Below are 26,783 nucleotides of genomic sequence, written 5' to 3' on the forward strand. Positions count from 1 at the left end.
GCGGGGCGAGTTCGACAAGGAGGTAGCGGACAAGTTCACCGCTGTTAAGAGTGACGTTGCCTCGGCGATCTTCAACTCGCACGGTCTTCGTGTCGCGGATCTGGTTCTGGTGCAACCCGGTTCGATCCCGATCACCACGAGCGGCAAGGTCAGGCGATCGGCGTGTGTCGAGCAGTACCGGAACGGTCAGTTCGCCCGCATGGACCCTTAGCCAGAATCCTTGGTTGGGTGATTTCCGGCCAATTGGTGGCCCATGCCGGACACCGGGTCGATGCGGGCCTCACGTCCGAGTGTGACGACGAGGTCGACATCACGAACGTGCTGCGGATCGATGAGTGGGGGGTGTTTGCTGTGATGTCGACACCAACCTCGGCCAGGGGCCGGCTGAGGGCTTCGGATGGCTGAGTCGCGCGGGTCCAGGTCAAGGGATTCAGGTTGCGGTATGGATCGCCGGCCCGGATGTCCTGCAAATCGGCCAGGATCTGTTCCAGCGACTGCTGCGTCGTGGTCTTGACGGTGTTCACCCAGGCGCTGTATTCGGTCCCGGTGGGCGCAGTGGTGCTGATCGGCTCGCCGAATTCCAGATACATACGCTGGGGCCGGGGGATCAGAGTCGGGCCGAGTCCGCGCACTGGCGGCATGGCCATGTCGCCGCGGCCGCTGAGTCGCTCACCAATGGATTGGGTCAGCCGGCCGAGGGTGCTGTCGCGCTCGATGAGTGCTTGGTAGATGTCGTCACTGCCGACCAGGCCGACCGGCACGATCGGGTAGTGGCTCTCGATGGCCACGCGCGCGAATCCGGCGCGGCCCTGCCACTGCAGCTTGTATTCCTCGCCCTTGAATTTGGGCATCTCTCGGCCGCCGCCGGGAAAGACAAGCACGGTTTCGTTGTGCCGCATCAGTTCTCGTGCGGTGTCGGGGTGGCCGACCACACCACCGTAGGCCGCGACGAGGTCTCCGGCCAGGCCCTTCGCCTGTGCCAAAGCGCGCTCGGCAAGCGGGCGAACCTGCACGCCGAGTTCGCGTCGGGCGAAGTAGGGGATCAGCAAAATCTCGGCGAAGCCGAATGCGGTGTGGTTGCCCACCATCAGGAACCGGCCATCGCGGGGCAGTCGGTCCAGTCCCGTGATGTAGGGCCGGCACAAGTCGATCAGTGGATCGAGAGTATTGCCGGTGGCGCCCAACATGTTCCGCAGTGCCCGCACACGACGGGACGGGTCCATGACGGCGGCGATCTCGTCATCGGTGACGGTCGGCCGACCCTGTGGCGGTCCGAATCCCATCGTTGCCCCATTCGATCTGGTGGTGTTGTCACCAACGTACCGACGAACTGATTAGTTTGGCTAGCAACTTAGGGTGAGATCTGCGCCGCAGTGGGCGAGGGGGTGCGGGTGAGTTCTGGGCGGGGGTTACTGCTCCCTCAAACGCAGCAGTCGCCGGGTGACCTCGGTCAGCTTGGCCAGCAGGGTGGCGTCATCGAGATCGGCGACCAACGGATGCATGACCGCTGTGCTGATGGCGCCGGACAGCATGGCCGCCTCGACCCGCACGTCATCGCCTAGCCCGTGCAAGAGCACGCGATACAGCCGGTCCATGAACCGTTGGAACGCCGGATGCTCGGCCAGCAGCCGCACGACGACCGGATCGAACTGGAGTGTCCGCACCAGACGCCGGTCGTGCACCGCCATTGCCAGCACCTCGACCAGCAGTTCGTCGCGGGCCTGTGGGGCGTCGTCCTGCGCCTCGGCGTGTTCCAGTGCCGGAATGAGGCGGGCCAACTCTCGTTCGGTCACCGTGATGACGATGTCTTCTTTGGTCCGGAATTGATGGTACACAGCGGCTTTCGTGACACCGACGCAATCGGCGATCATCTGTAACGAGGTGCCGCTGACGCCGTGGTCGGCGAACAGCGTCAGCGCGGCGTCCAGCACCCGCTGGCGAGGCGCGCTGTGCTGCACGTACTTGAGGTCGTCGTCGGGGCGCACCAATCGAGCATAAGTGAGCGTTGACCGCAGGCTAGCTAATCGGCTAGCCTGCCCGACTAGCCGATTGGCTAGCTAGAGCGCGAGGGAGTACGTGTGGACAGGCGAATTGATGGTGAACTGATCCTGTTGTGGACGCTGCCGTTCGTTGCGTTGATCTGGCTTTCGGCGTTCCTGCTGTTCCCGGGCTTCGCTCCGCCGATGTCGCCGACCATGTCGGCCTACCAGGTCGCGGCGTTCTACCGCGACCCGGACAACCTGCCGCGCATCCGGTACAGCATGATCCTGTTCAACTGGTTCTGTGCTGCGCTCGTACCCGTGCTGATCCTGATCGTGATGCAGATTCGCCGGATGGCGCATCGCACCCCGATCTTCAGCTACGCCGTATTGGGTTGTATTGCAGGCGGTCCCACGCTGTTTCTGATCGCCAATGTGTGTTGGCTGCTGGCCGCCTACCGGCCGGAACGGGCACCTGAATTAACCCAGATGTTCAACGATCTGGCGTGGATCACGTTCACCACCCAGGTGCCGTTCCTGATCGCCCAAAGCGTGCTGATCGCCATGGCCATCTATTTCGACGATCAGCCCCGGCCTGTATTGCCACGCTGGGTCGGTCACTTCAACCTGCTCATCGCCGCGGCCATGGTCCCAGCGGCATTCGCGGCGTTGGTTTTTCGCGGCCCGGTGGCTTGGGACGGAGCCTTGTCCTTCTGGGGAAAGAACATCGCCATCGCGTTGTGGATCGCGGTCATGGGCGTGGCGCTCGGGCGGGCCATCTACCGAGAACGCAGGGAAGTGGTTGTCACTGAACAGGTTCTGGCGTGACGACGACCGCGATGCCCGGTGGACTAGGCGGGCTCGCTCAGCAGCTGCGGCACAACCCGAAACGCGAGCTCTGGTTGGCCTGGTGGGCCATGGTCGTCTTCTACCAGTTCTTCGGAGTCATCTTCTTCATCGTCACCCGTACCCAGCCACCGCCCAACCCGGCGCTGGATACGTTCCGCCGAGTGCAGTGGTTTCACGATCTCCACTACAGCCTGCTCATCGGGTTCGCCGTAATCTTCCTGGTGTTGGGCATGACGGCGCCGATCAACGCACTGATCGCCTACTCGATGCGGCGCATGTCGATCAGCCCGGTATTCGCCTACTCCTACATCATCCTGTACTCGCTCAGTGCAATACCCGGCATGCTGCTGCTGTGCATCGTGTTGACCGTTGGTGCTTACCGGCCTGATCGCAGTCCCGAATTGATCAGCTGGCTCTATGATTTCGCCTTCTTGTCGTTCGTCGGCACCATGGGCGTGTTCCTGGCCGGTTCGCTGGTCTGGCTGACGGCCATTCTGATCGACCGAAACAATGTGTTACCCAAATGGTTTGGCTATCTGAACCTGTGCAACGCGTTGACCGAGGTGGTCGTGTCGCCGGCCTGGATCTTCCACCGCGGAGTGTTCGCCTGGAACGGCCTGATCGCCTGGTGGATCAACATGGTGGTGTTCGGTATCTACACTGGCGCGTTCATCATGCTGCTGCGGCAGGTCATCCTGCGTGAGGACTTCGGCACCGGACCGCTACCGGCGGTGGCCCGATGAAACCTGCGGCGAGGTTTGTCCCGGGTCAGCCCGACATGTGGGCCTTCGTGCTGTTTGAGACAATGGTCTTCACCGGGTATTTCGGTGTTTACCTGTTCAACCGGGCGCAGCGACCGGTCGACTTCCTGCCCAATCAGGCCTACCTCGACATGCACGTCGGCGTGCTCAATACCGTTGTGCTGCTGCTCAGCTCGTGGTCGATAGCCCGTTGCGTTGAGGCTGCGCGGGCCGGGTCCTACCGCACTGCGACGGTGAATGCTTGGGTCACAGCGGGTTTCGGGCTGATGTTTCTGTGCTCGAAAGTGGTGGAGTGGGTGCACTACGTCGGTGGGGGGCACGGGTTCAGCAGCGGTGAGCTCTTCATGTACTACTTCTTCCTCACCGGAATTCACTGCCTGCACCTGCTCATCGGCTTTGTGGTGCTCGCAGTGGTGCTCTATCAGTTGCGCAGTCCGGCGCGTCGGTCACAACAACTGATCGAGACAGGCGCAACCTATTGGCACACAGTGGACTTCCTGTGGGTGCTGATTTTCGCACTCGTCTATGTGGTGAGGTGACCGATGCGGTTCAACAAACGGTTGTTGGTCGTGTGGGGGATTCTTACCTTACTGACCTTGTCCTACTTGTGGATTGACCACGCGGCAGACCATGGCGGCGGGTTGCGTGCCAGTACGGCCGTGACCGTGGCTGCAATCCTTGTCGCGGTGATCAAGGTGCGGGTCATCTTCCGGGAATTCATGGAGGTCCGGCACGCGCCGGTGCTGCTGTGCCGCCTGACCGACGCCTGGGTGCTGTTCGTCGGCGTGGCTCTGCTGGTCAGCTATTTCGCAGGGGTGGCGTTGCGCTAGACGTGATCAGCGCTGTCGCAACGCCACCCTTTCTTTCGGCGTTGTGGCGCCCCAGATGCCGTAGAGCTCGCCGGATTCCATCGCGTGACTCAGGCATTCCAGTAGTACCGGGCAGCTGCGGCAGATCTTTTTGGCGTTCTCCTCATGGGTGACCCGCCGGGCGCCGCGGTCGTCGTCGGTCGGGTAGAAGACTTCGGCCGGCAGTCCGCGACACCGGGCGCGCAGTTGCCAGTCCCACGCTTGGGTGGTGGCCTTGCCGTACGCATGGCTGCCGGGTCGCGGCCGGTGCCGGGCCGAGCGGGTCAGCAACATGCGCCCGGTGGTGGCGTCCTGGACGACGACCGGGTGGTAGTCGGGATGATGCCGACATTCATGAGAGGCCCCGTCCTTTATTGAAAATGATTGCCATTAAGGTGTCGCCGATGTTACCGTACTGATCGCGGCTTGTCGAAAATGAATTTCATTAAATCTGGCAGGTCCTTCCCAGTCGGTGCCGTTAGTGTCGATAGGCCCGGGCCCCCGACGGTAAGGACACAGATGACGCGGCTCTGGTCCATGGTTGCGGTTCTGTTGTGTCTGGTGGCCCTGCAGTCCGGTTGTTCGACCCGGCCGAACCAGCCACCCAGCGCGACGGCTCAACCGGCGAGCCCGCCGATGGGCTGGAACTCGTGGAACTCGGGCGTCGCGCTCACCGAGGTCAACATCAAGGCGGTCATCGACGCCATGGTGGCTTCCGGCATGCGCGACGCCGGGTACCGCTACGTCAACCTCGACGCCGGCTGGGCCGCCCCACACCGAACCGCCGACGGTGAATTACAGGCTGACCCAACACGTTTCCCGGACGGCATGGCCGATCTGGCCAAGTACGCCCACGACCGCGGCATGCTGCTGGGGCTGTACGCCAGCCCATACGACGAGGGCTGCAGCGCTCAGCCCGCGTTGGCCGCCGTCGGCCATGAGACCGCCGACGCGAAGAACTATGCAGCCTGGGGCGTCGACATGCTCAAGTACGACTGGTGCCGGCGCGAGGCCGATCATCAACACCAGGTTCAGGTGTTCAGCGCGATGCGCGATGCCCTGCGCGCGAGCGGCCGGCGCATCGTCTACAGCATCAACCCGAACAGCTCCGACGACGTGACCGCAGGCATCCGTTACGACTGGTCAGGTATCGCCGATATGGCCCGCGCCACAACAGATCTGGTCCCGGTCTGGCAGGACCGCTTGCCGAGATTGGGGCCGCTGGACCCATTCGGGTGGCACACCTACCTGGGCGTCCCAGAGGAATTCAGCATTGCCGCGCGGGCGTCGGTGCGCAGCAAGCCGGGCTACGCGGTGGACGCCGACATGCTGGTCGCAGGCATCGGCTGGGACGAGTGGGTCACCATGCACCTCAAGTCAATTCGCAATACGCTGACCCTGGGGGCGCCGCCCGATGAGGTCCGACAGTTCGCGACGGCTTCTGATGCCCAACTCCTGCACCTGCTCACCGACAATCAGCCCAATCTCACTGTTGATGAACAACGCATCCACCTGTCGCTGTGGGCCATGCTCTCGGCTCCACTGCTCGCGGGCAATGACGTGCGGTCCATGAGCCCGCAGACCCGCGAGTTGCTGACCGACCGCGATGTCATTGCCATTGACCAGGATTCGCTTGCGGCGCCCGTGCATCCGCTGCCGGCCGCATCTCAAGTACTGGTGAAGTCGCTGTCCGACGGGGCAGTTGCCGTCGCGTTCTACAACGCCGGTGACAAGGAAGCCGGAATCAAAGCCACCGCCACCGACGTCGGGTTGGCGCAGCGGGACTGCTACCGCGTGCGGGACCTGTGGTCACACACCGATAGCACCACCAGTGGTCCGCTCGGCGGCGATACTGTTGCACCACATGCGATTACCTTGCTGCGCGTCACTCCGGGCTGCCACTAGGGTCGCGATCGGACGGGCGTCGATCGGACGAGTCGCGGCCCGCGGGGCGTAGCACCGCCCACCCGATGAACACCGCAGCGACCGCCAGCAGCACCAGCCCGACCCACCAATTCGCCTCCGTACCCACGTAGAGGTCGAGGCGATCTCCGCCGGCCACCGTCTCGTCGTGCGGAGCCAGCACCGCCGGAAAGAACCCGGCCACCGTCAGCAGAACGCCGTAAATGCCGAGCAGTGCACCGATGATGGTGCGGACGTCGAACAGATACTTGAGCACCATTACCTCCTAACGGACCACGATGTCGAGCACGATGGCCAGCAGCAGCATGACGCCGGCCAGCGGAACCGGCCGTAGATACCAGGGTTGCCCGGCATCGTCGGAGCCGGACAGGATGGATACGGGCGTCTCCGAGTACACCAGCCCGGTCAGCTCCTCACGCGGTTTGGGCGCAGTGACCAGGCTGACCGCGACGCTCACCGCGATGTCCACGATGAATGCCGCGGTGGCTGCCAGGAATGGCATGCCTTGGCCGGGAAGGTCGATAACCCCCACCTTGGACAGCACGAAAATCGTTACTGCAGATAGGGTTCCGGCAACCAGGCCGGTCCAGCCCGCGGTCGAGGTCATCCGCCGCCAGAACATGCCAAGGATGAACGTCGCGAACAGCGGCGCGTTGAAGAAGCCGAACAAGGTCTGCAGGTAATCCATCAGGTTCGAATAGCCCGATGCGATCACCGCGGTGAACACCGCCAGCACAGTGGCCGCGACCGTCGCGTAGCGACCCACCTTGATGTAGTAGCCGTCGGGCTTGTCGCGCACCACGTACTGCTGCCAAATGTCGTAGCTGAACACGGTGTTGAACGCCGAGATGTTGGCCGCCATGCCGGCCATGAACGAGGCGATCAACCCGGTGACCGCCACCCCCAGCAGGCCGTTCGGCAGAACGTCCCGGACCAGCAGCAGGATTGCGTCGTTATAGGTGACCTGGCCGCTACCGGTGGATTTCAGGTGGATCATGTCGCCGATGACGGCCGCGCTGATCATGCCCGGAATCACCACAACGAACGGGATCAGCATCTTCGGGAATGCCCCGATGATCGGAGAGCGCCGCGCGGCGGACATGGAGCTGGACGCCATTGCCCGCTGTACCTCGACGAAATTGGTTGTCCAGTAGCCGAACGACAGCACGAACCCGAGCCCGAAGACGATACCGATAACCGACCACACCGGGCTGGAAAAGCCGCTCAGAGCCTGTCCGGGCCACGTGTTCAACTGTTGGTGGACCGTTGCGGTCACCGTGCCGTCGGCCCTGACGGTGTCGATCACCTTCTCTTTCAAGCCATTCCAGCCGCCGACCTTGATCAGTGCGAAGACTGTCAGCGGCACCAGCGCGGCCAGGATGACGAAGAACTGCAGCACCTCGTTGTAGATGGCCGCGGACAGTCCACCGAGTGCGGTGTACGTCAACACGATTGCGGCTGCGACCAACAGCGAGACCCAGTACGACCAACCAAGCAGGGCATTGATCACGGTGGCCAGTAGGAAGAGGTTGACTCCAGCGATCAGCACCTGCGCCACCGCAAAGCTGATGGCATTCACCAGATGTGCGCCGGGTCCGAAGCGGCGCCGCATGAACTCGGGCACGCTGCGGACTTTCGAGCCATAGTAGAACGGCATCATCACCACGCCCAGGAACAGCATCGCCGGGACGGCGCCGATCCAGTAGTAGTGCATGGTGGCCAGGCCGATCTGGGCGCCGTTGGCCGACATGCCCATGATCTCGACGGCGCCGAGATTGGCTGACACGAAGGCGATTCCGGTGACCCAAGCCGGCAACCGGCGGCCGGACAGGAAAAAGTCCAGGCTCGAGGAGATTTGGCGCCGGGCTACATACCCGATGCCGAGCACGAAGACGAAATAGATGGCGACTAGGGCGTAATCGAGCGCACCGACATTCAGGCGTAGCCCGCCGGCACTCATCGCGGCCAGGGTGGTGGTCGTCATTGGGTACCTCGAGCCTCCTCATCGGCACGTCCTCGCAGAGGGTGATCCGACCGTAACAGCGGAGTCGGTGGGACAGTCCGGGAATTCCGGCTACTGTTCGAAATCGTGACGGCGCCGATCCACGGTCAGTTAGCCGACGAGCGGGACATCTGGTTCTTTGCGTTGCCCGGACACCACCCGGAGCCGGTGCCGGATCGTCGTCTGCTGCCACCGCGCTCTGGTGACCAGTCGCAGTTGCGGTTCGACCAGACCACGGGGCAGTGGGTGATCATCGCCGCGCTGCGCCAGGACCGCACCTACAAGCCGCCCCCAGATCAATGCCCGCTGTGTCCGGGCCCGTCCGGGAGTACCAGCGAGATACCGGCGGCGGATTACGACGTCGTGGTGTTCGAGAACAGGTTCCCAAGCCTGTCGCTGGGAGCGGTTACCGAACTGCCGGACACCGGTGGACAATTCGTGTCCGCACCGGGGCACGGCCGGTGCGAGGTGGTGTGCTTCTCCAGCGATCACACCGGATCGTTCGCGCGGCTGTCGCACACCCACGCCCGGCTGGTGGTCGGAGCGTGGCGCCACCGGACGGCCGATCTGATTGAACGGCCCGGCATCGAGCAGGTGTTCTGTTTCGAGAATCGCGGCGAGGACATCGGCGTCACGCTGACTCACCCGCACGGCCAGATCTATGGTTACCCGTACCTGACCCCGCGCACCGCGACCATGCTCGCGCAGGCTCGTGAGCACCGCAGCGCCCACGGGACCAACCTGTTCGCTGACCTGTTGGCCGCTGAACGCGCTGACGGCGGCCGGATCGTCGCAGCCAATGAGCATTTCACCGCCTTCGTTCCGTTTGCGGCCCGATGGCCGGTGGAGGTGCACTTCTATCCAAATCGTCTGGTGCCCAACATTATTGCCTTAGACGATGCCGAGTCCGATGCGTTGACCTCGGTGTACCTGGACGTGTTACAGCGGTTCGATCGGCTGTATGACGTTGAACTGCCGTATATCTCGGCGCTGCACCAGTACCACGGCCGCGGCCCCCAGGCAGAGGGCTATTTCCACATCGAGCTGATGTCTGTGCGGCGCAGCGCCACCAAGCTCAAGTATCTGGCGGCCTCGGAGTCGGCCATGGATGCGTTCATCGGCGATGTGCTACCCGAAGATATTGCTCAGCGGTTGCGGGAGGTCGGCGCGTGATCAGCTACTCGGCTCCCGGTCGCGTCAACCTGATCGGCGAACACACCGACTACAACCTGGGCTACGCGATGCCGATTGCGCTGCCGCAGCGAACCGTCGTCACGTTCGCTCCCGATGATTCGGCAGCGGTGACCGCCTGCAGCGAGATCGGAGACGAACCGGTGCGAATTGCCTTGGGTACCAAACCCGGTGACGTCCCGGGCTGGGCCGGCTATGTCGCCGGGGTCATCTGGGCGTTGCGGCAGGCCGGTTACAAGGTGCCCGGTGGTGAGATGACGATAACCAGCGACGTGCCTGTCGGCTCGGGTCTGTCATCGAGCGCGGCCCTCGAATGCGCCGTGCTGGGGGCGCTGGACCAGGCCGGGAACCTGCAGATCGGCCGCACCGAACAAGCCCGCATCGCCCAGCGTGCCGAGAACGAATATGTCGGAGCACCAACGGGTTTGCTCGATCAACTGGCGTCACTGTACGGCGAGCCGGGCAAGGCGGTGCTGATCGACTTTCTCGACACCTCGGTGCGCCCAGTGGATTTCGACCCCGACGCCTCGGGTGTGGTGCTGTTGCTGATTAATTCGCAGTCCAGGCACCGCAATACCGGCGGTGACTATGCCGCCCGGCGGTCATCATGCGAACGAGCCGCTGCTGAGTTGGGGGTCACCTCGCTGCGTGAAGTGCACGACGTCGCGGCTCTGGCGGGGGTAAGCGATCCGACCGACGTGCGACGCGCCCGTCACGTACTGACCGAGAACCAGCGGGTGCTGGACTTCGCCCGGGCTGTTGAAGCCGACGATTATGGCGAAGCAGGGCGGCTGTTCAATGCGTCGCAGCAGTCGATGCGCGATGACTTTCAGATCACTACAGAGCACATCGACCTGATCGCCGACACCGCTATCCGCGCCGGTGCTCTGGGCGCCCGGATGACCGGCGGCGGTTTCGGCGGCTGCGTCATTGCGCTGGTGCCCGAGGACCGCCTGGGTGCGGTTGTGGTCGGGGTGCGTGATGCGATGCGCAATGGTGGATTCATCGAGCCGGTGATCACTCGTAGTGGTGCCGCGGCGGGTGCCGGAAGCAACTGACGCCGTCGAACCGCACCCCACGGCACGGCATCCGCCGGTAACCTCAGGGCGTGCCGGAATCCACCGCGGTGAGTGCGGACGAGCTAAGGTCGCTGGAGTTCTTCTCCGGTTGCGAATCTGATGAACTCGACCGGATTGCGGCACAGTTGCACCCCGTGACGGCGGCTCCCGGCGAGGTGCTGATGACGCAGGGCGAACCCGCGTCGACCTTCATGGTGATCCGCCGGGGCTGTGTCCGAGTGACACACACCGATGCCGACGACGAGCAGCATGTCCACCAGGTCGGTCGCGGTGTGATCATCGGTGAGATCGCCCTGCTGCGCGGCGCCACCCGCAACGCCACTGTGACGGTCACCGAACCTCTGGCCGGATGGGTCGGTGGACGTGAGGCTTTGACGGCCGTTCTCGATGTCGAGCGGATGGCCGAGCGGCTGGTTCGCATAGCGCGTCAGCGGTTGGTCGAGTACATCGTCCCGCTGCCGGTGCGCTTGCGCGACGGTGCCGAGATGTTCCTGCGCCCAGTGTTACCCGGTGACAACGAGCGGGTGCTGCACGGTCCCGTCGGTTTCTCGAGAGACACCCTCTACCGCAGATTCCAGACGGCCAACACCCCCAGTCCCGCGTTGATGGCCTATCTGTCCGAGGTCGACTACGTGGACCACTTCGTCTGGGTGATGACTGCGGGCGGCAATGCTGTGCCCGTGACTGACGGCCCAGTGGTGGCAGACGCGAGATTCGTTCGATTAGGCCATAATTCGAATATTGCCGAGATCGCGTTCACGGTCGGCGACGATTATCAGGGGCGGGGCATCGGGACCTTCCTCATGGACGCGCTCGTGGCGGCTGCACGCAGCGCAGGGGTTCAAAGGTTCACCGCCCGGGTGTTGAGCGACAACCTTCCGATGCGCAAGATTCTGGAGCACTACGGTGCCACCTGGACTCGTGATGATCGGAATGTGATCGTCACCGAGTTCGAGGTACCGGCCCCACGCGAACTTTCGCTGTCACAGCACCAGTATCGCGAAATCTATTCGCTGGCAAGGTATGTCATCAAGGTGGTTGGGTAATGGGTGAGTCGCTCTACACGCGGCGGCCAGCACTGAACAAGGACACCACGCTCTGCATATCGCTGGCGGCCCGACCGAGCAACATCGGCACCCGGTTCCACAACTATCTGTATGACGAGTTCGGTCTGGACTTCGTCTACAAGGCCTTCACCACAACCGATATCGGAGCCGCGATCGGCGGGGTGCGGGCACTGGGCATCCGTGGTTGCTCGGTATCCATGCCGTTCAAGAAGGACGTGATCGCGTTGGTCGATGTGATGGAAGAGTCTGCGCGGGTTATCAATTCGGTCAACACCATCGTCAACGACCTGGATGTGCCGGGTGGCCATCTCACCGCATGCAACACCGACTACCTGGCTGTCGCCCGGCTGATCGATGAGCACGGACTGGATCCTGCGGCCTCGCTGACCATCCGCGGCAGCGGCGGAATGGCCAGCGCCGTCGCTGCAGCGTTCCGGGACAAGGGATTTGCCGCCGCCACCATCGTGGCACGCAACGCCGAGACCGGAACCCGGCTGGCCGACCGGCTGGGGTACCGCTACGCCCCGGCGGCCGAGGCGGCCGACATCGTCGTCAACGTGACCCCGATCGGCATGGCCGGTGGGGCAGAGGCCGCCGACCTGGCTTTCGAACCCGAGATAATTGCCAAGGCGCACACCGTGTTTGACGTCGTGGCGCTGCCGTCGGAGACGCCGTTGGTGTTGGCGGCGCGGGCCGCAGGTGTGGGCGTGATCACCGGGGCACAGGTCATCGCCCTACAGGCCGCTGAACAGTTCGAGCGGTACACCGGGGTACGCCCGACCACCGAACAAGTGGCCGCCGCATCCGCGTTTTCCCGCGCATGATCGCTGTGATTTGTGTGCACAAGATCTGGCCCCAGAGGATTTGGGCACTGAAAAGGGCGCTCACAGCCGTTTTCGGTACTCAAATAATTCTTCTGACCAGTGTGGCGTGCGGGGAGTCAGCCCCGCCGCCGCATCCCAGCACCCAATCACGGGTTGTCGTCGCCAATTCGGCGGGCATCGACAAGATCAGGACCCAGCTGCCCAAGGGGTACGAGATTGCGCCGCTACCCAAGCCTGCGGTGCCGACGACATTCTGGGGTCTGCCACCCCATTGGACGTCAGACCCCGCGCGATGCGGTGTGCTACCGACGCCGGACGACGATGAAATCCGTGGCTGGTCGGCGTCGGGACCCGGTGGCATCGTCTACGCCACCGCTGGGCCGGCGGTCGCTCCGTCGGCTGCCATGCTGGACGCCTGCCCCCAGTGGATTCTGACGGCCGATCAGTCGGTTGCCGCGATCTCTCACGCGAAACCACCACTGATACCAGACGCGCAAACGTTGGCGCTGGCTGTCGGGGTTAGCAGCAGGGTCGAGAACGGCGCGAAAACCCAATCGCAGGCAGTGACACTCGTGGCCTACCTGGACATTCTGGCGGTGTCGGTGACAGTGGTGACCGATCCGGGAGTAAGTGGGCCTGCGCTCCCGCCAGAATTCGCCACGACGTTGCTGGCCGCGGCGGTGCGGGCAGTGCGGAGCTGATCGGGCGACGACCGGTACATTGACGGAGATGCTTAAAACGGTGCTCGTGGTGGCCTGCGTTGGGCTGGTGGCCGCATGTTCGTCCTCGAAGCCCGCGCCCACCACCGGTGATATTTCGAAGGTCCTGGATCTGAAGTCCGAATTCGGGCCTGAGTACAAGGTCAAAACGGTGGCACCCGCCGGGATCGATCCGCGGTTGTTCGCCCGCCAGGCTTTGCCGCCCGGCTTGCGGTACGAGCCGCCCGCCTGCTCGAAGTTCGCCACCGGATTGATCGTCGAGCCTGGCGTTCAAGGCAATGTGGCGGCCGTGACTGCCGAGGGGCAGGGCAACCGTTTCATCGTGATGGCGGTCGAGACATCCGATCACATCACCCCCGCAGACCCCGGCCAGAACTGCAGGAAGATCGCCTTCGCCGGGCCGGGACTGCGCGGCCTGGTCGAGAAGGTGCCCGCGCCCGACATCGACGGCGCGACCACGCTCGGCACACATCGCGTGGTCGAGGCGATGGTGCAAGGTAAGCCCAGTGCCGGCCAGCTGTACAACTACGTCGCCAACTTCGGCAACTTCCTGGTGATCATCACGGCCAACCCGCTGACGGAGCCCAATCAGCCTGTGGTGCCGGTCAATACGCAGAAGGCGACGGAGCTCCTCACCAAAGCGGTCGCTGCGGTACGCGGCAAATAGTCACCCGGCCGGCGTCAGCGTACGTCGCGTGGCCGGAACTGGATGCTGATCCGTGGTCCGGTGGGCCGTGAGGTCTTGGGGACGGCGTGCTCCCAGGTGCGTTGGCACGACCCGCCCATGACCAGCAGGTCGCCGTGTACCTGTGGCAGCCGCAGGCTGGCCCGCCGTGACCCACCTCCGCCGTCGGCGGCGCGCGGTCGTAAGGCGAAAACCCTTGTCGCCCCGAGGCTTAGCACCGCCACCATGGTGTCCTCGGTGTTGCTGCGGCCGATGGTGTCACCGTGCCAGGCCACGCTGTCGGCGCCGTCGCGGTACAGGCACAGGCCGGCGGTGGTGAACGGCTCACCCAGCTCCCCGGCGTAAGTGTCGTTGAGCCGCACGCGAAGTCGTGCGAGGCCGGGATGAGGGGCGCGGTCCTTGGCCAGATCGTGGAAGCTGACCAGACGGGGGACGTCGAGCACCCGGTCGTACATTTGGCGTTGCTCGGCCCGCCACGGAATGGCGGTCAGCAACTCGTCGTAGAGGTTGTCGGCGTCGACCAGCCAGCCGGCGCGGACGTCGATCCAGGCGCCGTCGCCCAGCCACCGCCGCTCGGCGTGGTCGAACAGGGAACCCTGAACCGCCAAGGACACATCGGAATCGTATCGCACAGGCGTTCGATGCTCTCGCCCAAACGTCCGTTTCGGCTGCAAAGGTATTCCGGCCTTTTCGTCGATCTCGGCACCTCGAGCGCGCGAACGACTACCGCCAGGACGGCAGGATGATCTCCAGGTTCCAGAACGACGACGAAATCGGCAGACCGGTCAGGATCGGATACATCCAGGCGAAGTTCGTGATCACCAGGGCCACGTAGAAACACACCACCATCAGTCCCAGCGTCCGGCGCTCCGGGTTAGGCGATGGCGTATAGAGGATATCGCCGAGGATCAGCGCGACCATCATCACCAGGAACGGTGCCATCGGCGTCGCATAGAAGAAGTACATCTGCCGGTCGATGTCTGCGAACCACGGCAGATACCCCGCGGCGTAACCGCACAGCACCGCCGCGTAGCGCCAGTCGCGTTTGACGAAGCTGCGCCACACCGTCCAGGCCAGTACGGGCACCGCGATGAACCACATCGCCGGGGTCCCGGCCAGCATGACCGCCTTGACGCAGGACGCCGCGCCACAGCCCGGCACATTGTTGTTGTCGATGGCGTACAGCACCGGGCGCAGCGACATCGGCCAGGTCCATGGCTTCGATTCCCACGGGTGGTGATTGCCCGCGGCGTTGGTCAGCCCGGCATGGAACCGGTAGACGTCGTGCGTGTAGTACCAGAGCGAGCGCAGCGTTGCGAACCGCCCGTCGCCGATGGTCCGGCCTTCCATGTGTCGGTCGATGGCGGTCTCGGAGGCGAACCACGGCGCATACGCCGCCAGGTATACCCCGAACGGAACGACCGCCAGCGCCCACATGCCCGGCAGCACGTCCCGACGCAACGTACCAAGCCAAGGCCGCGGCACTCGGTACGCACGGCGCGCGGCGACGTCGAACGCAACCGTCATCAAGCCGAAGAACACCATGTAGTACAGACCGGACCACTTGACCGCTAATGCCAACCCCAGCAGCACCCCGGCACCGAAACGCCACCACCGCACGCCCAGGCGCGGACCCCATAAGGTGTCGGCGATCCGGCTCTCGGTCATCGCGACGTGCATTCGGGCCCGTACCTGGTCGCGGTCGACCATCAGCGCGCCGAACGCCGCAACCACGAATACGGTTTGATACCCGTCCAACAGCGCGGTGCGGGCCGAGACGAAACTGACCCCGTCGGCGATGATCAACAGCCCGGCGATGCCGCCGAGCAGCGTCGAGCGAGTGATGCGCCGGACAATCCGAGCCACCAGCAGCACCAGGATGACCCCGCATACCGCGCCGGAGAACCGCCAGCCGACGCCGTTGTAGCCGAACAGCCACTCACCGATGGCCATCAACTGCTTGGCCAGCGGAGGGTGCACCACCAGCCCGTAGCCAGGATTGTCCTCGACGCCGTGGTTGTGCAGGACCTGCCAGGCCTGCGGTGCGTAGTGCTTCTCGTCGAAGATCGGGGTGCCGCCGTCGGTGGGCGAACCCAGGTTCAGGAACCGGGTGACGGTGGCCAGCGCCGTGATCACCGCGGTCATGGTCCAGCCGTTCAGCCTGTCGGTGGGACCGAAATCCGGGACCGGGGTCAGCGGCGCCGGACTGATCACCGGGGCCGCAGGCTGCGCGTCGGGCGCGTCGAGGGCGGGGGCGGTCACGCAAGCGATCGTAGGCTGTGGGCGTGACAGCACTGTCTGGTCCGCCTGCGACACCAGTTTTTGGTCCGCCCGCGGACGTCGGCCGACTGCTACTCGCGGCGACCCCGCTGGGCCAGCCCGGCGACGCCTCCGCGCGGCTGATCGAGGCGTTGGCTACTGCGGATGTGGTGGCCGCCGAGGACACCCGGCGGGTGCGTTCGTTGGCCCAGTCCTTGAACGTGCGACCGGCCGGCCGGGTGGTCAGTTTCTTCGATCAGAACGAGGCTTCGCGGGTGCCGTTGCTGCTGGATGCGGTCAAGGCGGGGGAGACGGTGCTGGTGGTCAGCGATGCGGGCATGCCGCTGATCAGTGATCCGGGGTACCGGTTGGTGGCGGCGTGCGCCGAGGCGGGCCTGCCGGTGTCGTGCCTGCCCGGTCCGTCGGCGGTGACGACGGCGCTGGCGGTGTCCGGGTTGGCCTCGGACCGGTTCTGCTTCGAGGGGTTCGCGCCGCGCAAGGGCCGGTTGGCCTGGCTCGCCGGGTTGGCTGCCGAGCGGCGCACGTGCGTGTTCTTCGAGTCGCCGCGTCGGCTCGCCGAGTGTCTCGACGACGCGGTCACGGCACTGGGCCCGCAGCGGCGAGCGGTGGTGTGCCGCGAGCTGACCAAGACCCACGAAGAGATTCGGCGGGGGACACTCGGGGAGCTGGCGGAGTGGGCCGCCGACGGGGTGCTGGGCGAGATCACGGTAGTGCTGGCCGGCGCGACCCCGGTCGCGGATCTGGAGACTCTGGTGGAGCAGGTGCTGGAGTTGGTCGATGACGGGGCGCGGGTCAAGGACGCCTGCGCTGAGGTGATCGGTGCCAACCCGGGTGCGCCGTCGAGGCGCGAGCTGTACGACGCAGTCGTGCGCGCTCGGGGCTGACGTCGGCACTCACGGGAAGCACATCTAGTCCCGAGCCGTCAACCTCTTTGACCTGGTCAACCCAAGTTGACCAGGTCAAATCGCAAGTGCCACAACAGAGCTGGCACGCCGAGGGCTGCAGCCTAAGCGAACAGACCTCAACCAAGTCCGACGATCGTGGCGGCCTTGTGCAGGCATTCCTCCCACTCGCGGTCCGGGTCGGAGTCGGCGGTGATGCCGCCGCCAACCCCCAGAACCGCAGCGCCGCCAGCGTCGAACTCAACGGTGCGGATCGCGACGTTCAGTTCGGTTCCGGCGAGAGGTGAGGCCAAACCAACTGTGCCGCAATAGATTCCGCGGGAATGTGGTTCCCATGTGGTAAGCAGTTGGCGGGCACGCAGTTTCGGGGTGCCGGTGACCGAAGCTGGAGGGAAGGTGGCGTCCAGCACCACCGCCATCGGGGTCACGGACGGGACCTGTGCGGTGACCGTCGAGACCAAATGCCAGACCCCCGGGGCGGGTTTGATGGCCAGCAGTTCGGGAACGCGGACCGACCCGGTGGTCGCCACCCGGCTCAGATCGTTGCGCACCAGGTCGACGATCATGATGTTCTCCGCAACATCCTTGACCGACGACGCCAGTTCTGACGGCAAATGATCAAGGGGCAGAGTGCCTTTGATCGGACTGGAAGCGACCGTCTCGCCACGCCGGCTGAGGAACAGTTCCGGCGACAGGGACGCCACCGCCCCCCAATCGCCGGCGACGTAAGCGGCGCGAGCCGGTGCGGTGCGAGCCGCCGCGTCGACGAAAAAGTCAACGGGCGCACCGGATATCCGGCCGGTGAACCTCGTGCACACGCAGGCCTGGTAGACCTCGCCGGCTGCGATCGCGTCCAGACAGGACAGCACGCCGGCGCGGTGACTGTCGCGATCGGGTGCCCGCCAGTCGACCGTGTACGGCCCGGGCGTGGACGGCTTGATGTCGGTAAGCCATTCGGGAAGTGTTGCGCCGGAGAGGCTTTCGTACCACCAGTGCCCCTCCGCGTCTTGGCGCAACACACAGTCCGACCAGCCGCCGGCGGCGCCCGGAATCCGGCCGGCGCCGTCCGGGTAGGACAGGTAGCCGAACCACCCGCCGCCGACATGCTCACCGAATCCCGGTGCGGCGTCGAAGACCTCGGCCGCAGCCACCGGTTCGATCAACACGCTCGGGGCGATCACCGCACGCGAGCCGAACCAGTCGCCCAGCAACGCGGCCGGCGGTGGTAACCCGCGGCGGGCGGCGGCGTCGGCGACAGCCTTCACGACCCCGGGAGAACTGCCCAGGTCTGCCAACCGCTCGACTCGCACGCCCCACAGCTTGTCAGACGGTACGTCGGATCTCCCGCTCGACCAGCACTCCGCTCAACTTGTCGGGATTGCGCATGGCGTAGAAATGGCTGATCTTTCCGTCGGTGATCTCGATCGAGATGACGCCCTCCAAGTGATCGCCCAGGTAGAGCACCAGCGCGGGCGCGTTGTTGTAAACCGCGAGGTCGATACGCGCGTCCGGGTATTCGCCCGCACCGCGCATGAGGCCCAACACCAGGCGCGCGACCTTGTTCGCGCCGTACACGGGGCGGCGGGCGGCGCTGACCTTGCCCGCACTGTCAGCGGTCCACGTCACGTCGGGTGCCAGCAGCGTCATCAGTCCGTTCAGGTCGCCCGTGGCGGCCGCGGCCATGAACTGCGCGGTGACTTGTGTAGACGTGGCGCTGTCCGGTGCGAAACGCTTTCGTCGGGCGTGCACGTGTTCGCGGGCGCGATGCGATATCTGACGTACCGCACCCGCGGATTTGCCTACCGCCCCGGCGATTTCGTCGTACTCGAAGCCGAAGACCTCGCGCAGCACGAACACTGCCCGTTCGTCCGGTCCCAGGGTTTCCAAAACCACCAGCATGGCCATCGAAACCGATTCGGCCAAAACGATATCCGATGATGCGTCGTTGTCGTCGAGCAACAGCGGCTCCGGCAACCACGGGCCGATGTAGTCCTCGCGTCGGCGCGCGTCGGCGCGCAGGGCATTGAGTGCCTGCCGCGTAACCAATTGCGCCAGGTAGGACTTAGTGTCCCGGACGGTGTCCAGGTCCACCTCGGCCCAGCGCAGGTAGCTGTCCTGCAACACATCATCGGATTCGGTTGCCGAGCCAAGGATTTCGTAGGCGATGGTGAACAGCAGCGGGCGCAGGTGGGTGAACCGCTCGGCGTGTTCACCTCCTGCAGCGCTGGCTGATCCGGTCATGCGGTGACGGCCTCGGCGAGACGTTCGGCACGCTTGCCACCCGTCATCACGAGCACCGCGCTCGGCTTGCCGGCGGCGCGCCGGATGCCCCACAGCGTGCCCTTGCAGATCGCCTCTTTGAGCTTGGCGGCCACTCGTCCTCCGATGTAGTAGTTGGTCGGAATGTCGTCCTTGCGGGCGATCTGGATCGTCGCTGTGCGGCGGCCCAGGCTGATGCACGATCCGACGAACACCGGGTCCAGTACCGCGGGCTCGGTGCCGGCGATCCGGCTCAGCACGGTGCCCACCGCGGTCAAGGTGAGCGCGCCGGTGGCCTGGCAGCTCATGCGTAGCGGTTGGCCCGACGGCGCGGCGGCGTCGCCAGTCGCCACGATCCGCGAATCGTCAATGCTGGTAAGGGTTTCGTCGGTGAGCAGCCGGCCGATGCCGTCGGTGCGGAGCCCGCTGGCCGTGGCCAGTTCGGGGGTGCCGAAACCTGCTGTCCACACCGTCACGGCGCTGGGCACGGCTGGCTGGTTGGGCAGTAGGACCCGGTCGGCAGTGACGCCGGAGACGTTGGCTTCGATCACCGTCACGCCCAGCTCTGCCAGGCGCTTGGCCACCGAGCGGCGGCCGGGCGCGCTCAGGGAGGGGCCCAACTTGGAGCCGATCAGCGTCACATTGCGGCCGGCCTCGGCGAACTCGGCAGCGGCCTCAATGCCGGTGAGCCCGGCGCCCACCACCACTAGCGGCGCGGATAGCGGAATGTCTTGCAGGTGGGCACGGAGCCGCTCAGCTTGTTCCAATTCGGCCAGCGGATAAGCGAATTCGGCGGCTCCCGGCACCGACGTCGGCACATTCCCGGTACTGCCAACCGCGTAAATCAGGTAGTCGTAATCCAAGATGTCGCCGGAGGCGAGTGTCACCGTGCGGGCTGCGCCGTCGATCCGGGTGGCAGTGTCGACCACCAGTCGGACGTCGTCGCCGAGCAGTGAGCCGTAGTCGACGGTCGCGTCATAGTTACCGACCGTGTGCTGGTGCAGGCGGATTCGCTCGACGAACTTCGGCCGCGGGTTCACCAGTGTCACGTCGACGTCGTCGCGCATCCGCACATGGTTGGCGGCCAGTGCGCCGGCGTAGCCGCCGCCGATGACGACGATGCGGTGAGGCTTCTGGTTTCCGGTCATCGCTGCTCTCCTTTGAGGGTTGGTATGCCCTCAAGACACCGGCCGGGCCCGTTCTGTGACAGGCCCGAGCCGAATGTGGCGCAGCTCACAACTCGCTACACCACCCCGAGCGCTGCCATCGCGTCGGCAACCCGGATGAACCCGGCGATGTTCGCGCCGACCGCATAGTTGCCCGGGTGGCCGTACTCTTCGGCGGTTCCCAGGCATCGGTCGTGGATGCGGCCCATGATCTCGGCCAGGCGCTGCTCGGTTTCCTCGAACGTCCACGAGTCCCGAGAGGCGTTCTGTTGCATCTCCAGAGCGCTGGTGGCCACGCCGCCGGCGTTGGCGGCCTTGCCGGGGGCGAAGGCGACGGGTGCTTCGCCGAACAGCTTCACCGCCGCGGGGGTGCACGGCATGTTGGCGCCCTCGGCGACGACCCGACATCCGTTCTTGATCAGCGCCAGCGCATCGTCGGCGTCCAATTCGTTCTGGGTCGCGCACGGCAGCGCGATATCGCAGGGCACCTGCCAGATCGAGCTGTTCTCGACGAATTGCGAAGCGCCGGCGCGCATCTCGACGTAATCAGGAATACGGCCGCGGCGTACTTCCTTGACCTCCTTGAGCAGTTCCACCTCGACGCCCTTCTCGTCGACGATGTAACCGCTGGAATCCGAACAGCCGATGACGACGCCGCCGAGCTCGTGGACCTTCTCGATGGCGTAGATAGCGACATTGCCGGACCCGGACACCACGACCTGCTTGCCCTCGAACGACTGCCGGGAGCTGCTGAGGATTTCGTTGACGAAAAACACGGCCCCGTAGCCGGTGGCTTCGGTGCGCACCTGCGACCCGCCCCAGGTAAGGCCTTTGCCGGTCAGTACACCGGACTCATAGCGATTGGTGATGCGCTTGTATTGGCCGAACATGTAGCCGATCTCGCGGCTTCCGACGCCGATGTCGCCGGCGGGCACGTCGGTGTATTCACCGATGTGCCGGTACAACTCGGTCATGAACGACTGACAGAACCGCATCACCTCGTTGTCGGAGCGGCCCTTGGGGTCGAAATCAGACCCGCCCTTGCCGCCGCCGATCGGCATGCCCGTCAGCGAGTTCTTGAAAATCTGTTCGAAGCCAAGGAATTTCACGATGCCCAGGTACACCGACGGATGGAACCGCAACCCGCCCTTGAACGGGCCCAGAGCGGAGTTGAACTCGACGCGGAAGCCGCGGTTGATCTGCACGGTGCCGGCGTCGTCGACCCATGGCACCCGGAAGATGATCTGCCGTTCCGGCTCGCACAGCCGGCGAATGATGGCGGTATCGGCGAACTCCGGGTGCCTTTCGACAACCGGGCCCAGGCTGGTCAAGACCTCGTGGACCGCTTGGTGAAACTCGGTCTCACCGGCATTGCGGCGGGTGACCTCTTCGTAGACATCGTGCAAGCGGTCGTGTAACCCGTTCAGTGCCATGTGTTTTCGTTACTCCTTGGTTTCCGCTTGATAGCGGGGAAATACCCCTTCCGGGGTCGGCAGGGACGTGCCGGGCTGCAATCGCGTTCCGATGGCGGTGAAGTCACGTTCGGTGGCGGACTGGCCCAGCAGGTCCAGGAGCTTGGCCGCGGAGGTCGGCATGACCGGTTGCACCAGCAGCGCGGCGATGCGCACCGCCTCGAGCGTGGTGTAGAGCACTGTGCCGAACCGCTCCTGATCAGCGGCCTCTGCAGACTTCCGCAGCACCCAGGGCTCCTCTGCGGAGAAGTACCGGTTGGCCGCACCCAGCATCAGCCAGACCGCCTCGAGCGCCAGATGCATTGCGGGCACGTCATAGTGGCCGCGCACGGTCTCCATCAGACCGTCGGCCTGCTTGAGCAGCTCAAGGTCGGCGGCGGTGAATTCGCCTGGGGTTGGGACGATTCCGGCCAGATTCTTGTTGACCATTGACAGCGAGCGCTGCGCCAGGTTGCCCAGTTCGTTGGCCAGGTCGGCGTTGATGCGGCCGATGATGGCTTCCTCGCTGTAGCTGCCGTCCTGGCCGAAGGACACCTCGCGCAGGAAGAAGTAGCGCACCTGGTCCAGACCGAAGGCCTCGATCAGCGCGATCGGGTCGACGACGTTGCCGACGGACTTGCTCATCTTCTCGCCCTTGACGTTGATGAACCCGTGCGCGAAAACCCTTTCCGGCAAAGCGATTCGGGCCGACATCAGGAACGCCGGCCAGTACACGGCGTGGAACCGGATGATGTCCTTGCCGATCATGTGCAGCTTGGCCGGCCAGTACTTGGTGAACGACTCGGCTGAGGTGTCCGGGAACCCCACGCCGGTCAGGTAGTTGGTCAGCGCGTCCACCCACACGTACATGACGTGATCGGGATGGTCGGGGACCGGAACGCCCCAATCGAACGTGGTCCGCGAGATCGACAGGTCTTTCAGCCCGCCGGAGACGAAGCTGACGATCTCATTTCGGCGCACGTCGGGTCCGATGAACTCGGGGTGCGCCTCGTAGTGCGCCAACAGCGGCTCGGCGTAGGCCGACAACCGGAAGAAGTAGGTCTGCTCCTCGGTCCAGGTGACCGGGGTTCCCGTTTCGATGGCGAAGCGCGCGCCGTCGCGGACCTCGGTCTCGTCCTCGGCGAAGAACCGCTCGTCGCGCACGGAGTACCAGCCCGAGTAAGTGCCGAGATAGATGTCCCCGGCCTCGTTCATCCGCCGCCAGATTTCCTTGGAGGCCTCATAGTGATCGGCGTCGGAGGTACGGATGAAGCGGTCGAAGGAGATGCCCAGCTTCTCCTGCAGCTCCTGGAACACGTCAGAGTTGCGTTTGGCCAGCTCCGCTGCCGTAAAGCCTTCGGCTGCTGCGGCCTCGGCCATCTTCTGACCGTGCACGTCGGTGCCGGTCAGGTAGCGGACGTCGTACCCGTCCAGCCGTTTGAACCGGGCGATCGCGTCGGTCGCGATGTACTCGTAGGCGTGCCCGATGTGCGGCGCACCGTTGGGGTAGGCAATGGCCGTGGTGATGTAGAACGGCTCTGGGGCGCCCGCGCTGGGGGAAATCTCATTGCTCATTTGTCCTCAACTTTAAAGTGTCGAGGTGAGCTCCAAACGCGAGAAGCCGCCCCTACCGGAGCCGTTGGCCCCATTGGTCGACGCCCACACCCATCTGGACGCCTGCGGCGCGACCGACGCCGACAGCATCCGGGCAATCCTGGACCGAGCCGAGTCCGTCGGCGTGCACCAGGTCGTCACCATCGCCGATGACCTGGAAGCTGCGCAGTGGGCGGTGCAGGCCGCGCACGCCGACCCCCGCGTCTATGCGGCCGTCGCCCTGCACCCGACCCGCGCGAATGCCCTCGATGACCACGCGAAACAGACCCTGGAAACGCTGGCCAGGGATGACCGGGTGGTGGCCGTCGGGGAGACCGGCATCGACATGTACTGGCCCGGCAAGCTCGACGGCTGTGCTGACGAAGCCACCCAGCGCGAGGCGTTCGCCTGGCACATCGATCTGGCCAAGCGCAGCGGCAAGCCGTTGATGATCCACAACCGCGATGGCGACGCCGAGGTGCTCGACGTGCTAAAGGCCGAGGGTGCCCCCGAGAGCGTCATATTCCACTGCTTCTCGTCGGACGCCGCGATGGCCCGAACCTGTGCCGATAACGGCTGGCTGATGAGCCTGTCGGGAACAGTGAGTTTCCGGAATGCACATGCCCTGCGGGAGGCCGCCGCCGTCATTCCATCCGGGCTGCTGTTGGTCGAAACCGATGCGCCATTCTTGACGCCGCATCCGTTCCGGGGCGCGTCAAACGAGTCGTATTGCCTGCCGTACACGGTCCGCGCGTTGGCTCAAATCCGAAATAATTCAGCGGCCGAAATCGCCGCGGTGACCTCGGAAAATGCTTCGAAAATCTATGGACTGTACCATTAGCCCAGGTTGCCGCCACCCGGGTGTGTTCGTTACCTTTCTGTGATCAACCCGGTCGAGGTGGGCGGTGTGGCTACCTTGGCCAATCCTCGGGACCCGCTCGGGGTCCGGAATTACACGGGATGACGACTTTGAACGTGCTGCACAAATTGGATGAATCGCGCTCGCCCATGCTGCGAGGTGTAACCGGTCTCATGCTTGCGACCCTGGCGACAGCGGGAGGTTTCGCGGTCTCTCAGCACAAGACGGTGACGATCACCATCGACGGGGCGCCCATGACGGTGCAGACCATGAAGACCAGCGTCGGCGGCGTGCTGGAGGAGAACGGCTTCTCCGTCGGGCCGCGTGACGACGTCTACCCGGCTGCTGACCGGCCGCTGCACGAGTCCGAGAACATCGTCCTGCGGCGCAGTCGCCCGTTGCAGATTTCGATGGACGGCCAGAACAGTCGCCAGGTATGGACCACGGCGTCGACTGTGCAGGACGCGCTGGCGCAGCTGTCCATGACCGATGCCGCGCCGGTGGCCGCCGACCGCGCTGCCCGCGTCCCGCTGGCCGGCATGTCGCTGCCGGTGGTAAGCGCCCGCAACGTAACCATCAACGACGCGGGTGCCATGCGTCAGGTGCACCTGGCCGCGGCGAATGTGGCCGGCCTGCTGGCCGCTGCCGGCGTCCCGCTGGAACAGCGCGACACCGTCGTACCCGCGGCGGCATCGCCGGTGACAGATGACATGGAGATCGACGTGACCCGCATCCGGGTGCAGCAGGTGACCCAGCAGGCACCGCTGCCGCCCGCGATCAACGAGGTTCCCGACCTCACCATGAACATGAGCCGCCGACACGTGGACGACCCGGGCCAGCCCGGGACTCAGAACGTGACGTTTGCCGTAGCGACAGTCAACGGCGTGGAAACCGGACGGCTTCCGGTTGCCAACGAGGTCCTCACCCCGGCTCGCGATGGGGTCATCCGGGTCGGTGCCAAGCCGGGTACCGAGGTGCCTCCGGTTACCAACGGGGCGACCTGGGATGCGCTTTCGCACTGCGAGGCCGGTGGGAACTGGGCGATCAACTCCGGGAACGGTTTTTACGGTGGCGTCCAATTTGACCAAAATACCTGGGAGCGAAACGGTGGTCTGAGGTATGCTGCGAGAGCCGACTTGGCCACCCGTGAAGAACAGATTGCGATTGCTGATGTAACACGGGCCCGTCAAGGCTGGGGGGCATGGCCGGTGTGTAGTGGGAGGATTGGGGCTTCGTGACAATACGGTTGCTAGGTCGAACAGAGATTCGACATCTGGCCAAAGAACTTGATTTCAGGCCGCGTAAGGCCTTTGGTCAGAACTTCGTACATGACGCAAACACTGTCCGGCGCATTGTGTCGGCTTCGGGCGTCAACCGGCAGTCGCACGTCTTGGAGGTAGGCCCTGGTCTGGGCTCTCTGACGTTGGCCCTGCTCGATCGCGGCGCCAGGGTGACTGCCGTCGAGCTCGACCCGGTGCTGGCCCGGCAGCTGCCAACCACCGTCGCCGAGCATTCGCACAGCGAGATCAGCCGGCTGACAGTGCTCAATCGCGATGTCCTCGACCTGATGCCGTCGGACGTCAACGACCAGCCCACGGCTCTGGTGGCCAACCTGCCGTACAACGTCGCAGTACCGGCCATCCTGCACATGCTCTCGGAGTTCCCGACCATTCGCACAGTCATGGTCATGGTGCAGGCCGAGGTCGCCGAGCGGCTCGCCGCCGACCCCGGTGGCAAGGACTACGGCGTGCCCAGTGCCAAGGTTCGGTTCTTCGGCAACGTGCGCCGCTACGGCATGGTGTCGCCGACGGTGTTCTGGCCCATCCCGCGGGTGTATTCCGGTCTGGTGCGCATCGACCGCCACGAAACTTCACCGTGGCCCACCGACGACGACTTCCGGTCGCAGGTTTTCGACCTGGTCGACATCGCATTCTCGCAGCGGCGCAAGACCTCTCGCAATGCGTTCGCCGAGTGGGCGGGCTCCGGTAATGCCTCCGCCGAGCGACTGCTGGCGGCCAGCATCGATCCCGCACGGCGCGGCGAGACGCTCGCCATCGCCGACTTCGTCCGGCTGCTGCAGCGCTCGGGAGAACTCGATCGGGAGCAGCACCCCGAACAGCCGGCCGTCCTGCAGCCTGAAGCGCCCCTCGAAGCCCAACCCCAGGAAGCTGCCCACTAGCGGACTGCTGCGAGCCGATTGCCCCACACGGCGTGTGATCCTTGACACACGTTTTGAGCTGTGACTAGCCTGTGGGGCACTCGGCACCCGCGTAAGCGGTATCGAGCGGCGGGATCAACGAGGGGTATCTCACCACTTCGTGCTGTCATATCCGCCACGGGCGTTAA

At 64.8% G+C, this 26,783-nt stretch carries 26 protein-coding genes and 3 pseudogenes; 16 read left to right on the forward strand and 13 right to left on the reverse strand.

The features are described 5' to 3' along the window. Positions 1 to 211, forward strand: a pseudogene (locus M2432_RS24780) (acyl-CoA synthetase); the annotation flags it as partial. A gap of 44 nt (positions 212 to 255) precedes the next feature. Here M2432_RS24780 and M2432_RS24785 read toward each other — a convergent pair. The 3 genes and pseudogenes from M2432_RS24785 to M2432_RS24795 form a co-directional block, all read right to left on the reverse strand. Then, positions 256 to 377: pseudogene (locus M2432_RS24785) on the reverse strand (low molecular weight phosphatase family protein); the annotation flags it as partial. A 12-nt stretch (positions 378 to 389) separates the two neighbouring features. Beyond that, positions 390 to 1,283 (reverse strand): annotated as a pseudogene (locus tag M2432_RS24790) (lysophospholipid acyltransferase family protein); the annotation flags it as partial. Between the two features lie 126 nt (positions 1,284 to 1,409). Beyond that, a complete protein-coding gene (locus M2432_RS24795) occupies positions 1,410 to 1,985 on the reverse strand; it encodes a TetR family transcriptional regulator (protein WP_280829500.1) in 576 nt (191 codons plus the stop codon). Positions 1,986 to 2,102: 117 nt separating this feature from the next. Between M2432_RS24795 and M2432_RS24800 the strand changes: the two genes are divergently transcribed. Genes M2432_RS24800 through M2432_RS24815 form a run of 4 tightly spaced genes read left to right on the forward strand, consistent with a single transcriptional unit; the run spans position 2,103 to position 4,419 of the window. Beyond that, a complete protein-coding gene (locus M2432_RS24800) occupies positions 2,103 to 2,807 on the forward strand; it encodes a hypothetical protein (RefSeq protein ID WP_280829562.1) in 705 nt (234 codons plus the stop codon). Between the two features lie 11 nt (positions 2,808 to 2,818). After that, entirely contained in the window at positions 2,819 to 3,571 is a 753-nt protein-coding gene (locus M2432_RS24805; RefSeq protein ID WP_280829563.1) for a hypothetical protein, read from the forward strand. Further along, positions 3,568 to 4,128 carry a cytochrome c oxidase subunit 3 gene (locus M2432_RS24810; protein WP_280829501.1) on the forward strand — a complete coding sequence of 187 codons (561 nt, stop codon included), beginning with the start codon at positions 3,568 to 3,570 and terminating at the stop codon, positions 4,126 to 4,128. Before M2432_RS24805 ends, M2432_RS24810 begins: the two co-directional genes overlap by 4 nt. Before the next feature lie 3 nt (positions 4,129 to 4,131). After that, the gene (locus M2432_RS24815; protein ID WP_280829502.1) at positions 4,132 to 4,419 is read left to right on the forward strand and encodes a cytochrome C oxidase subunit IV family protein; all 288 of its coding nucleotides are present in this window, start codon (positions 4,132 to 4,134) and stop codon (positions 4,417 to 4,419) included. Positions 4,420 to 4,425: 6 nt separating this feature from the next. Here M2432_RS24815 and M2432_RS24820 read toward each other — a convergent pair whose 3' ends face one another. Next, positions 4,426 to 4,731, reverse strand: coding sequence for a WhiB family transcriptional regulator (locus M2432_RS24820; RefSeq protein WP_280829503.1), 306 nt, complete (start codon positions 4,729 to 4,731; stop codon positions 4,426 to 4,428). 225 nt (positions 4,732 to 4,956) lie between these two features. On the opposite strand from M2432_RS24820, the gene M2432_RS24825 reads away from it, so the two are divergent. Continuing rightward, a complete protein-coding gene (locus tag M2432_RS24825; RefSeq protein WP_280829504.1) occupies positions 4,957 to 6,342 on the forward strand; it encodes a glycoside hydrolase family 27 protein in 1,386 nt (461 codons plus the stop codon). Here M2432_RS24825 and M2432_RS24830 read toward each other — a convergent pair. Both M2432_RS24830 and M2432_RS24835 read right to left on the reverse strand, forming a co-directional pair. Next, on the reverse strand, positions 6,323 to 6,619 hold the full coding sequence (locus M2432_RS24830) for a hypothetical protein (protein WP_280829505.1): 297 nt from the start codon (positions 6,617 to 6,619) through the stop codon (positions 6,323 to 6,325). The genes M2432_RS24825 and M2432_RS24830 overlap by 20 nt on opposite strands. A 6-nt stretch (positions 6,620 to 6,625) precedes the next feature. Then, complete coding sequence (locus M2432_RS24835; RefSeq protein ID WP_280829506.1) at positions 6,626 to 8,344, reverse strand: sodium:solute symporter family protein; 1,719 nt, start codon at positions 8,342 to 8,344, stop codon at positions 6,626 to 6,628. Positions 8,345 to 8,437: 93 nt separating this feature from the next. Here M2432_RS24835 and galT point away from each other — a divergent pair, with 93 nt between their 5' ends. The 6 genes from galT to M2432_RS24865 all read left to right on the forward strand — a co-directional run bounded on the left by galT (position 8,438) and on the right by M2432_RS24865 (position 13,909). Then, positions 8,438 to 9,535: a galactose-1-phosphate uridylyltransferase gene (gene galT / locus M2432_RS24840; protein ID WP_280829564.1), complete on the forward strand. Its 1,098-nt coding sequence runs from the start codon at positions 8,438 to 8,440 to the stop codon at positions 9,533 to 9,535. Beyond that, on the forward strand, positions 9,532 to 10,611 hold the full coding sequence (locus tag M2432_RS24845) for a galactokinase (protein ID WP_280829507.1): 1,080 nt from the start codon (positions 9,532 to 9,534) through the stop codon (positions 10,609 to 10,611). Before galT ends, M2432_RS24845 begins: the two co-directional genes overlap by 4 nt. Positions 10,612 to 10,661: 50 nt before the next feature. Beyond that, positions 10,662 to 11,678 (forward strand): GNAT family N-acetyltransferase, encoded by a 1,017-nt coding sequence (locus tag M2432_RS24850; protein WP_280829508.1) that lies wholly within the window; start codon positions 10,662 to 10,664, stop codon positions 11,676 to 11,678. Beyond that, positions 11,678 to 12,523: a shikimate 5-dehydrogenase gene (locus M2432_RS24855; protein ID WP_280829509.1), complete on the forward strand. Its 846-nt coding sequence runs from the start codon at positions 11,678 to 11,680 to the stop codon at positions 12,521 to 12,523. Before M2432_RS24850 ends, M2432_RS24855 begins: the two co-directional genes overlap by 1 nt. A 101-nt stretch (positions 12,524 to 12,624) precedes the next feature. Next, positions 12,625 to 13,224 (forward strand): DUF5642 family protein, encoded by a 600-nt coding sequence (locus M2432_RS24860; RefSeq protein ID WP_280829510.1) that lies wholly within the window; start codon positions 12,625 to 12,627, stop codon positions 13,222 to 13,224. 28 nt (positions 13,225 to 13,252) lie between these two features. After that, positions 13,253 to 13,909 (forward strand): DUF5642 family protein, encoded by a 657-nt coding sequence (locus M2432_RS24865; RefSeq protein WP_280829511.1) that lies wholly within the window; start codon positions 13,253 to 13,255, stop codon positions 13,907 to 13,909. Positions 13,910 to 13,923: 14 nt separating this feature from the next. On the opposite strand, the gene M2432_RS24870 is transcribed toward M2432_RS24865, so the two are convergent. After that, on the reverse strand, positions 13,924 to 14,541 hold the full coding sequence (locus tag M2432_RS24870) for an alpha-ketoglutarate-dependent dioxygenase AlkB (RefSeq protein WP_280829512.1): 618 nt from the start codon (positions 14,539 to 14,541) through the stop codon (positions 13,924 to 13,926). Positions 14,542 to 14,650: 109 nt separating this feature from the next. Continuing rightward, entirely contained in the window at positions 14,651 to 16,189 is a 1,539-nt protein-coding gene (locus M2432_RS24875) for a phospholipid carrier-dependent glycosyltransferase (protein ID WP_280829513.1), read from the reverse strand. 23 nt (positions 16,190 to 16,212) lie between these two features. On the opposite strand from M2432_RS24875, the gene rsmI reads away from it, so the two are divergent. Next, the gene (gene rsmI / locus M2432_RS24880; RefSeq protein ID WP_280829514.1) at positions 16,213 to 17,091 is read left to right on the forward strand and encodes a 16S rRNA (cytidine(1402)-2'-O)-methyltransferase; all 879 of its coding nucleotides are present in this window, start codon (positions 16,213 to 16,215) and stop codon (positions 17,089 to 17,091) included. A gap of 137 nt (positions 17,092 to 17,228) precedes the next feature. On the opposite strand, the gene M2432_RS24885 is transcribed toward rsmI, so the two are convergent. The 5 genes from M2432_RS24885 to metG form a co-directional block, all read right to left on the reverse strand. Next, positions 17,229 to 18,419 carry an aminodeoxychorismate synthase component I gene (locus M2432_RS24885; protein WP_280829515.1) on the reverse strand — a complete coding sequence of 397 codons (1,191 nt, stop codon included), beginning with the start codon at positions 18,417 to 18,419 and terminating at the stop codon, positions 17,229 to 17,231. A 13-nt stretch (positions 18,420 to 18,432) separates the two neighbouring features. Then, positions 18,433 to 19,350 (reverse strand): RNA polymerase sigma-70 factor, encoded by a 918-nt coding sequence (locus M2432_RS24890; protein ID WP_280829516.1) that lies wholly within the window; start codon positions 19,348 to 19,350, stop codon positions 18,433 to 18,435. Then, positions 19,347 to 20,516, reverse strand: a complete 1,170-nt coding sequence (locus M2432_RS24895) for an FAD-dependent oxidoreductase (protein WP_280829517.1) — start codon at positions 20,514 to 20,516, stop codon at positions 19,347 to 19,349. The genes M2432_RS24890 and M2432_RS24895 overlap by 4 nt, the downstream gene beginning before the upstream one ends. 95 nt (positions 20,517 to 20,611) lie before the next feature. Beyond that, the gene (gene gdhA, locus M2432_RS24900) at positions 20,612 to 21,961 is read right to left on the reverse strand and encodes an NADP-specific glutamate dehydrogenase (protein WP_280829565.1); all 1,350 of its coding nucleotides are present in this window, start codon (positions 21,959 to 21,961) and stop codon (positions 20,612 to 20,614) included. A gap of 15 nt (positions 21,962 to 21,976) precedes the next feature. Then, positions 21,977 to 23,560, reverse strand: coding sequence for a methionine--tRNA ligase (metG, locus tag M2432_RS24905; protein WP_280829518.1), 1,584 nt, complete (start codon positions 23,558 to 23,560; stop codon positions 21,977 to 21,979). A gap of 25 nt (positions 23,561 to 23,585) precedes the next feature. Between metG and M2432_RS24910 the strand changes: the two genes are divergently transcribed. From M2432_RS24910 to rsmA, 3 genes are all read left to right on the forward strand, one after another. Beyond that, positions 23,586 to 24,419 (forward strand): TatD family hydrolase, encoded by an 834-nt coding sequence (locus M2432_RS24910; RefSeq protein WP_280829519.1) that lies wholly within the window; start codon positions 23,586 to 23,588, stop codon positions 24,417 to 24,419. A 128-nt stretch (positions 24,420 to 24,547) separates the two neighbouring features. Then, a complete protein-coding gene (locus tag M2432_RS24915; RefSeq protein WP_280829566.1) occupies positions 24,548 to 25,675 on the forward strand; it encodes a resuscitation-promoting factor in 1,128 nt (375 codons plus the stop codon). After that, complete coding sequence (rsmA, locus tag M2432_RS24920; RefSeq protein WP_280829520.1) at positions 25,672 to 26,616, forward strand: 16S rRNA (adenine(1518)-N(6)/adenine(1519)-N(6))-dimethyltransferase RsmA; 945 nt, start codon at positions 25,672 to 25,674, stop codon at positions 26,614 to 26,616. Before M2432_RS24915 ends, rsmA begins: the two co-directional genes overlap by 4 nt. Positions 26,617 to 26,783: the final 167 nt, after the last annotated feature.

It is taken from the genome of Mycobacterium sp. OTB74, assembly GCF_029892685.1.
In the GTDB taxonomy this organism is placed as follows: Bacteria; Actinomycetota; Actinomycetes; order Mycobacteriales; family Mycobacteriaceae; genus Mycobacterium.

What these genes read in the sequence shown, in the direction of transcription:
- M2432_RS24805 (WP_280829563.1), top strand. Translation starts at nt 2,819, where the DNA reads ATGCCCGGTGGACTAGGCGGGCTCGCTCAGCAGCTGCGGCACAACCCG.
- M2432_RS24810 (WP_280829501.1), top strand. Translation starts at nt 3,568, where the DNA reads ATGAAACCTGCGGCGAGGTTTGTCCCGGGTCAGCCCGACATGTGGGCC.
- M2432_RS24815 (WP_280829502.1), top strand. Translation starts at nt 4,132, where the DNA reads ATGCGGTTCAACAAACGGTTGTTGGTCGTGTGGGGGATTCTTACCTTA.
- M2432_RS24820 (WP_280829503.1), bottom strand. Translation starts at nt 4,731, where the DNA reads ATGTTGCTGACCCGCTCGGCCCGGCACCGGCCGCGACCCGGCAGCCAT.
- M2432_RS24825 (WP_280829504.1), top strand. Translation starts at nt 4,957, where the DNA reads ATGACGCGGCTCTGGTCCATGGTTGCGGTTCTGTTGTGTCTGGTGGCC.
- M2432_RS24830 (WP_280829505.1), bottom strand. Translation starts at nt 6,619, where the DNA reads ATGGTGCTCAAGTATCTGTTCGACGTCCGCACCATCATCGGTGCACTG.
- M2432_RS24835 (WP_280829506.1), bottom strand. Translation starts at nt 8,344, where the DNA reads ATGACGACCACCACCCTGGCCGCGATGAGTGCCGGCGGGCTACGCCTG.
- M2432_RS24855 (WP_280829509.1), top strand. Translation starts at nt 11,678, where the DNA reads ATGGGTGAGTCGCTCTACACGCGGCGGCCAGCACTGAACAAGGACACC.
- M2432_RS24865 (WP_280829511.1), top strand. Translation starts at nt 13,253, where the DNA reads ATGCTTAAAACGGTGCTCGTGGTGGCCTGCGTTGGGCTGGTGGCCGCA.
- M2432_RS24890 (WP_280829516.1), bottom strand. Translation starts at nt 19,350, where the DNA reads ATGACCGGATCAGCCAGCGCTGCAGGAGGTGAACACGCCGAGCGGTTC.
- M2432_RS24895 (WP_280829517.1), bottom strand. Translation starts at nt 20,516, where the DNA reads ATGACCGGAAACCAGAAGCCTCACCGCATCGTCGTCATCGGCGGCGGC.
- metG (WP_280829518.1), bottom strand. Translation starts at nt 23,560, where the DNA reads ATGAGCAATGAGATTTCCCCCAGCGCGGGCGCCCCAGAGCCGTTCTAC.